We start from the raw sequence: 7353 nt of genomic DNA, 5'->3' as shown, positions 1-7353 counted from the left end.
AGTCCGCGAAATAGTCCTCATAGCCGGCGTAGTTCGAATAGGTTTCCCCGTTCGGCGGGGCGATGACGACATTCAGAATGAAGTTGCTGAGCGCCACGAACCGGCCGAGCTTCTCCTGGACCGCCTGTTTACGAAAATAATTCTCCTCCACGCTCGCGCTCGGCGGCGCATAGATCAGCTCGGTCATCTCCTCGTCGGAAACGATGTATTCGGCCGTCTTGACGACCTGCTCCTGGATTTTCTTGAGCTGGAACGAGATTTGCGCCAGCTTCGTCCGGCTGTCCTTGATCGACTGCTCGCGAATGATGCCCTTGGCGTAATCGTAGATGAAAAAACCGCTCACGATCAGCGAGAGCGAGACGACGAGCACCGTGCTGGCGATAATCTTGGTGCGGATCTTCATGCGCATCCCCGATTCACCTGCGCTTCTCCATGTAATCGAGCGGGGTCATGCCCATCGTCTTGCGGAACACCTGGCTGAAATATTGCCCGTTGCGGTAGCCGACGCGCTCGGCGATCTCGTACACCTTCAGCGCGCCTTCGTCGAGCAGCCGCTTGGCCCGCTCCATGCGAATGTCGGTCAGCCGGTCGAGCACCGTCTTGCCCGTCTCCTCCTTGAACACGTGGCGGAGATGGTCGCGGCTGATTCCGATCTCCCGCGCGACCGCGTCGGCGTCGACGTCCGGGTCGGCGTAGTTCATCTCCAGATAATCGAGCGCCTGGCGCACCTTGCGCGACGCGGCGGGCCTGTCCGCATCCGCTGCCGGCAACCGATCCAGCTCCGCTTGGAACCAGGCGAGAATGCCTTCAAGCGAAGTCCACTCCGCCTGCTCCTCCTCCCGCGCTTCCGAGAGCGACGGCAGACCGGCCTGGGCGCGGCTCCGGTTCAGCGCGGCGACCGTCTGCCGGCACAGATCGGCGAAGCCGTCAACGTCCCGCGCCTCCGCCGCCCGCTCGAACGCAGCCGCCAGCGCTTCGGCCGCCTCCTTGATTTTGCGCTCCGCGAGCAGTCCCCGAACGGCCGCCGCATCGTCTTCCCGCGCCCACGGGGATGCGGCCGTATCCTCCTCGCGCCGCACATCGTTGAGCCGCAGCAGGCAGCGCGGCCCAAGGAAGATCGCCAGCTCCAGCAGCTTCATCGCTTCGCCCAGTCTGCGCGGCACGTCCGTCCGGCTCGCCAATCCGTACGCCAGAGCCGCCGATACGGTCGATCTGGCCAGCTTCTCCAGCGTCCGCACAGCCTCCGCCGTTTTCCGCTCCAGTTCCTCCCGCATCTTCCCTTCGCCGCGAACCGCGTTATCGCCATACACCAGCACATAATGTCCGCCCAGAAACCGGACCGCCGCCAGCAGCCCTTCCTCTTCGTCCACCGGCCATTCCGCAGGCAGCTCGTCCGCTGTCCGGGTCGCTGCGGGCAGCACCGGGAAAGGCCGATCCGGCTGCAGCACCAGCAGTTGGAGCCGATCGTACCTCTCGCCGCCCCCGACCGTCGCCGTCCGCCACTGCTCGTCTGTCAGCGTCCGTCCGCCCAGCCAGTCGACGAGCAGCCGGCCCCGATCGTGCTTGCGCGCCCGGCGCTCGCCTTCGATCTCCTCCCTCAAGCCGCCCAGCTCGCGCTTGACCGTCTCGGCGTCCATCTCGTGCTTGACCCAGTAGTTTGCCACGCCCAGCTTGAGCGCTTCCTTGGCGTACTCGAATTCCTTGTAGGAGGTGAGCAGCACGATTTTCAGCGCCGTCCCTTCCTCCAGCAGCGCCTTGCTCAGCGCCAGGCCGTCCATGCCGGGCATGACGATGTCCGCGATCACCAGCTCCGGACGGTGCTCTCTGGCAAGCCGCAGCGCCTCCGCCGGCCTTGTGGCCGTGCAGGCGATCTCGTAGCCGAGGCTCTGCCAGGAGATCAACCCGCGCATATGCTCGATCGCCAGCACCTCGTCGTCCACCAGCATCACTTTTACCGGATTCATTCGCTTATCCCCCTTCTTTGGATTTCTTGAACTGCTTAACCCTTCGGGATCTGTCTATACTTCGTGGGGGACAACCCCATCATCTGCTTGAACAGCCGCGAAAAGTAATAAGGGTCCGACAGGCCGACGGAAGCCGCGATCTGCTTAATGCCCAGGTCGGTCAGGTCGAGCAGCCGCGCGGCGCGCTGCATCTTCATCCGCAGGAAGTACTCGATCGGCGGAAAACCCGTCTCCTGCTTGAACAGATAGATCAGATGCTGCTTGGATACGCCCGCGTGCTTGGCAAGCTCGGACAGCGCGATCGACTCCGCGGTGCGGTCGGCCATATAGCGAAGCGCCTTCTCCAAGCCGCCGTCCCTTCTTCGCTCCCGCGCCGCGGACTCCGTGGCGATGCCGATCCCGCTGAGCAGATGGCGGATCGCCTGGCTCACGTGGACGTGCGCGCCGGTCGCGTACGCACGCTCCGCCAGCATGTCGTAGCACTGCCGAAACGTCTCGACGAATTCGGCGTACACCCCGATCGGCAGCGGCAGCGGCCCCCGGTCCAACTCGTACTGAGCGATCAGCGCGGCGGCGTGCTCTCCTTTCACATGAAACCAGTATATGCTCCATGGATCCCGCTCCGAAGCACCGTAACGATGCGGCGTATCGGCCGGGATCACGTACAGATGGCGAGCGGTCAGCTTCGTTCTGACACCGCTGCCGGTCAGTACGATCTCGCCTTCCCCGTCGGCGCAGAGCAGGACGATATGCGCGTCGCTGCCTTCGGCTCTTTCCCGATAATGATAGCGCGCACGCGGGAAGTAACCGATATCGCTGATGAACAGCTGCCGTGTCAATTGCGCCTCCGCCAACTCCTTCTGCAGATAATCGGGAAGCACGAACAGCAGCTCGCTCTCGAAGCCGTCCGGCTTCAGCAGCTCCTCCACGGGGAAACCTCCTTTTTTTCGCAATAAATAAGAATATCATCCATTAACTTCTCGAATTCGTCAATTCGATCGCGCTGGGAGAGAGCATGATTTTCGCCGTACAGCGGCCAGCGATTCGACACGTTGTGACAATTGTCACAGAAAGATAATGGAATTTACGGTATAGGTAGGTATGACCGTTTCCGCTTATTTGGAGGTGTGCGAATGTGCTTTGAGATTACCGCCCGGGAAGAACGGATTACCGTCATTCTGACCGGAGCGATCGGCGTCAAGGAAGCGACCTCGATTCGCCAGCAGCTGTTCCCGCTTATTCAGACGAGCTTCGTAGACATCGCCTTTCACCTCGGTGAAGTAACGGAAATGGACAGCTCGGGACTCGGACTGCTGCTGGCCGTCAAAAAGATCGCAAACGACAACAACTCGAGCGTCTCCTTCCATGACGTTCCGGCTTCGCTGCGGGAACGTTTTCGTCTGACCGGGATTCTGATCTGATCGGCTGCGCGGGGGAGAACAGCAGAGAGGGGCTCTATCATGAATCGACACTCCTATACCCGTAACCTTCATTCGATACCCGACCATCTGGCGCTTCCTTACGCCAGAATTTTTCGCGATTCGCAGGAAGCCATCATGGTCACCGATTGCTTCTCCCGAATCGTCAGCGTGAACCCCGCCTTCACCGCCATTACCGGATACGCCGAAGAGGAAGTGGCCGGCCGCACGCCGCGCCTGCTGAAATCGAACGTGCAGGACGCCGATTTCTACGTGGACATGTGGGCGTGCATCCATAAGGACGGCAAGTGGCAGGGAGAGATCTGGAACCGCCGCAAAAACGGCGAAGTGTATCCCGAATGGCTCTCCATCAGCTCCGTAAAAGACGACCAAGGCGCTCTGATCAATTACGTAGGCCTGTTCTCGGACATGACGACCCGCAAGGATACGCTCTCCAAGCTCCGCCTGCACGCGCAAGTATTCAGCAATGCCAGCGAAGGCATCATGATTACGGACAAGCAGCTACGGATTTTATCCGTTAACCAGGCTTTCACGGCCGTGACCGGCTACACGGAGGCGGAAGCGGTCGGGCACACGCCGCGCCTGCTGCATTCGGGCATCCAGAATCCGTATTTCTACATCCGCATGTGGGAGAGAATCCATTCGGCCGGCCATTGGCAGGGAGAAATCTGGAACCGCCGCAAGAACGGGGAGGTGTATCCCGAATGGCTCTCCATTACGACGCTTAAGGACGAACAAGGCCTGATCACGAACTACATCGGCATGTTCACGGACATCACGGAACGCAAGCAATCCGAGGAACATCTGAAATATTTGGCCCACTTCGACAAGCTGACCGGCCTTCCCAATCGTACGCTGCTGTACGAGCTGGTCCGGGAAGCGGCTGGAGAAACCGGCAAAATGGCCGTCTTCTTCATCGATCTCGACCGCTTCAAGACGGTCAACGATTCGCTCGGCCACAACGTGGGCGACAGGCTGCTGCAGCAGGTGGCGGGACGGTTGAGCTCGACCGCATCGGAAGAGGACATCGTCTCCCGGCTCGGAGGGGACGAATTCATTCTCGTCCAGCGGAATCGACCCTCTCGCGACGATGCCATTGCCTACGCGAAGCGTCTGATCTCCGCCATGAAGCACCCTTTCGTCGTAGACGACAATGAACTCTACATCAATGCCAGCATCGGAATATGCCTGTCCCCCGAGCATGGGACGGATTTCGAAAATTTGGTGAAGCAGGCCGATCTCGCCATGTACGAGGCCAAAATCCGGAAGACCGGCTTCCAATTGTTCAACTCGGGCATCCGGGACACCTTCCACCGCAAGCTCACTCTGGAAAACGAGCTGCGATGGGCTATCGATAAACATCAGCTGAACGTGCACTACCAGCCCCAGGTCAACGCGATCACGGGACGAATGGAAGGCATGGAAGCTCTGCTCCGCTGGAACCATCCGACGCTTGGCCAAGTTCCTCCGGGCGAGTTCATTCCGATCGCGGAAGAGACCGGCAGCATTATGGAGATCGGCAAATGGGTGCTCGCGGAGGTCTGCAAGCAAGTGTGTCAATGGAGGGCGGACGGGAAATCGGTCCCGCTGGTCGCCGTCAACCTGTCGGCGAGACAGTTCCAGGCGCCCGATCTCGTCTCGTCCGTCCAGGATATCGTGCGCCGCACGCCTTGCGCCCCGGAGCAGATCGTTATCGAGATTACCGAGAGCAGCAGCATGAACAACATCGAAGCCGTGCTCCCCGTGCTGAGGAAGTTCAAATCGATCGGGTTCCGGATCGCCATCGACGACTTCGGCAAGGGCTATTCGGCGCTCGGATATATGAAGCAGTTTCCCATCGACATTCTGAAGATCGACAAGAGCTTCGTCAGAGAGCTTACCAGCGACGCCAAAAGCGCCGTCATCACGAAGGCGATCATCGACATGGCCCACGGCATGGACCTTCGCGTCATCGCGGAAGGAGTGGAGACCGCCGAACAGCTGGAGACGCTGCGAACGATGAATTGCGATATCGTGCAAGGCTTTATGATCGATCCGCCGATGCCTTCGGATCGGTTGGAATCCCGCTATTTGACAGAAGCTCAGCCCTAAGGGTCAGGACAGCAAGCAGGCCGCCCGACTCTTGCCGAGAGTCCGGGCGGCCTGCTTGCTGTCCTTCTATAGATGATTATCGCGAAGCCATTGCAGCGCGGTCTGCATCTTGTCGATGTAGGCCGGGTCGTTATCGGTGCACATGAACTTGACTTGCCCGCTTCCTCGTCCCCCTACAACCCCGTAACGGCTCAGCAGCGAGGCCAGCCGGCGGATCGTCCCGGCGTTGCCGTCCACGATCTCGATGTGCGGAGGCAGCAATTCGCGAAGAATGTTGCGATAGTACGGATAATGAGTGCAGCCCAGAACGACGATGCCGTAGCGGTCGAGATCGTAATCCGCCAGCTTCCCGCGGAAGTAGTCTCCCAGAATGGCCCTGTCGAATTGCAAGTCTTCGCAGTAGCGGACAAGCTCCGGAAGGGGCAGAGAATCGACGATCCCCTCTTCGTCCACCCGCGAGACGAGCGCATAATACTTCGGCATGCCGAGCGTCAGCTGGGTCGCGAAGACAAGCACCCTCTTGCCGGTTGCGCGATTCATCTCCACCGCCGGCTTGACCGCCGGTTCCATGCCGACGATCGGAATGTCGTAACGCTCGCGCAGCTCGTTCACCGCGATGCTCGTCGCCGTGTTGCACGCGATGACGAGCGCCTCGATCCCCTCTCCCATCATCGTCTCTATCGCAGCCAGCACGTAGTCCCTGACTTCCTCTTGCGATTTTGGCCCGTAAGGCACGTGAAGCGTATCCGCCATATAGACGTAATCTTGCGCGGGAAGCCGTCTCAACGACTCCGCCAGCACCGTCAATCCGCCAATTCCCGAATCGAAAAATCCGATAGTCATATGTCATCTCTTATCCTGATTATTTAGTAGGTTGGAAAGGTTCTTATCCGCCGCTTTCGTCCGAGCGAATCCTCTTTAAGGATAGCCAGTTTCGGAACAAAAAACAATCCGGAAGTCGGTCCCAAAGCCAATCTATGATACACTGGTAAAAAAGGATTCGGAAAAGGGGCAGGCGCACATGAAATTGGTATCTTGGAACGTTAACGGATTGCGGGCTTGCGTGAATAAAGGGTTTCTCGACTACTTCCGGGAAGTCGACGCCGACATCGTCTGCCTGCAGGAGACGAAGCTGTCGGAAGGCCAGCTGTCTCTCGCCATCGGAGAAGAGTACGAGCAGTATTGGAACTACGCGGAGAAGAAAGGCTATTCCGGCACGGCTGTCCTGACGAGGATCAAGCCGCTGTCCGTGCGCTACGGCATCGAAGAGGATTCGGAGCCGGAGGGGCGGATCATTACGCTCGAGTTCGAGGAGTTCTTCCTCGTGACCGTCTATACGCCGAACGCCAAGCGGGACTTGTCGCGCCTGGATTATCGGCTCGATTGGGAGGATCGGTTCCGCGACTATTTGTCCGAGCTGGACAAGCGCAAGCCGGTCATCGCCTGCGGCGACTTGAACGTCGCCCACCAGGAGATCGACATCAAGAACGCCAAATCGAACCGCGGCAATTCCGGCTTCACCGACGAAGAGCGGGAGAAGATGACCCGTTTGCTGAACGCCGGCTTCGTCGACACGTTCCGGCATCTGCATCCCGAGCGGACCGACGTCTACTCCTGGTGGTCGAACATGCCGGGCGTCCGGGAGCGGAACGTCGGCTGGAGAATCGACTATTTTATCGCCTCGGCCCGGTTGGCTCCTTCGATCAAGGATGCCTCCATCCATTGTGATATTCTGGGCAGCGACCATTGTCCGATCGCGCTGGACATTTTCTAGAGAGGAGACAAGCTTGGCATGGCCGTTCTATTTAACAACGATTGGGGCGATCTGCTCCACCCCGAGATGGAATTACCCTATTATC

At 59.4% G+C, this 7353-nt stretch carries 7 protein-coding genes; 3 read left to right on the top strand and 4 right to left on the bottom strand.

From position 1 onward, the window contains the following. From ACESLM_RS30060 to ACESLM_RS30050, 3 genes are all read right to left on the bottom strand, one after another. Window positions 1–409: hypothetical protein (locus ACESLM_RS30060; protein ID WP_372638335.1), on the bottom strand; the 409-nt coding region annotated here is incomplete at its 3' end. Window positions 410–416: 7 nt separating this feature from the next. Continuing rightward, the gene (locus ACESLM_RS30055; RefSeq protein ID WP_372638333.1) at window positions 417–1964 is read right to left on the bottom strand and encodes a response regulator transcription factor; all 1548 of its coding nucleotides are present in this window, start codon (window positions 1962–1964) and stop codon (window positions 417–419) included. 35 nt (window positions 1965–1999) lie between these two features. Further along, window positions 2000–2893, bottom strand: coding sequence for an AraC family transcriptional regulator (locus tag ACESLM_RS30050; protein ID WP_372638331.1), 894 nt, complete (start codon window positions 2891–2893; stop codon window positions 2000–2002). Between the two features lie 204 nt (window positions 2894–3097). On the opposite strand from ACESLM_RS30050, the gene ACESLM_RS30045 reads away from it, so the two are divergent. Both ACESLM_RS30045 and ACESLM_RS30040 read left to right on the top strand, forming a co-directional pair. Continuing rightward, on the top strand, window positions 3098–3385 hold the full coding sequence (locus ACESLM_RS30045; RefSeq protein WP_094044801.1) for an STAS domain-containing protein: 288 nt from the start codon (window positions 3098–3100) through the stop codon (window positions 3383–3385). A gap of 39 nt (window positions 3386–3424) precedes the next feature. Continuing rightward, window positions 3425–5494: an EAL domain-containing protein gene (locus ACESLM_RS30040; RefSeq protein ID WP_372638329.1), complete on the top strand. Its 2070-nt coding sequence runs from the start codon at window positions 3425–3427 to the stop codon at window positions 5492–5494. 66 nt (window positions 5495–5560) lie between these two features. On the opposite strand, the gene murI is transcribed toward ACESLM_RS30040, so the two are convergent. Continuing rightward, a complete protein-coding gene (gene murI, locus ACESLM_RS30035) occupies window positions 5561–6337 on the bottom strand; it encodes a glutamate racemase (protein ID WP_372638327.1) in 777 nt (258 codons plus the stop codon). A gap of 178 nt (window positions 6338–6515) precedes the next feature. Between murI and ACESLM_RS30030 the strand changes: the two genes are divergently transcribed. Beyond that, the gene (locus ACESLM_RS30030) at window positions 6516–7268 is read left to right on the top strand and encodes an exodeoxyribonuclease III (protein WP_372638325.1); all 753 of its coding nucleotides are present in this window, start codon (window positions 6516–6518) and stop codon (window positions 7266–7268) included. Window positions 7269–7353 lie beyond the last annotated feature (85 nt).

It is taken from the genome of Cohnella sp., assembly GCF_041641335.1.
Lineage (GTDB): Bacteria > Bacillota > Bacilli > Paenibacillales > Paenibacillaceae > Cohnella.
This window is presented reverse-complemented; position numbering and strand designations above follow the sequence as displayed.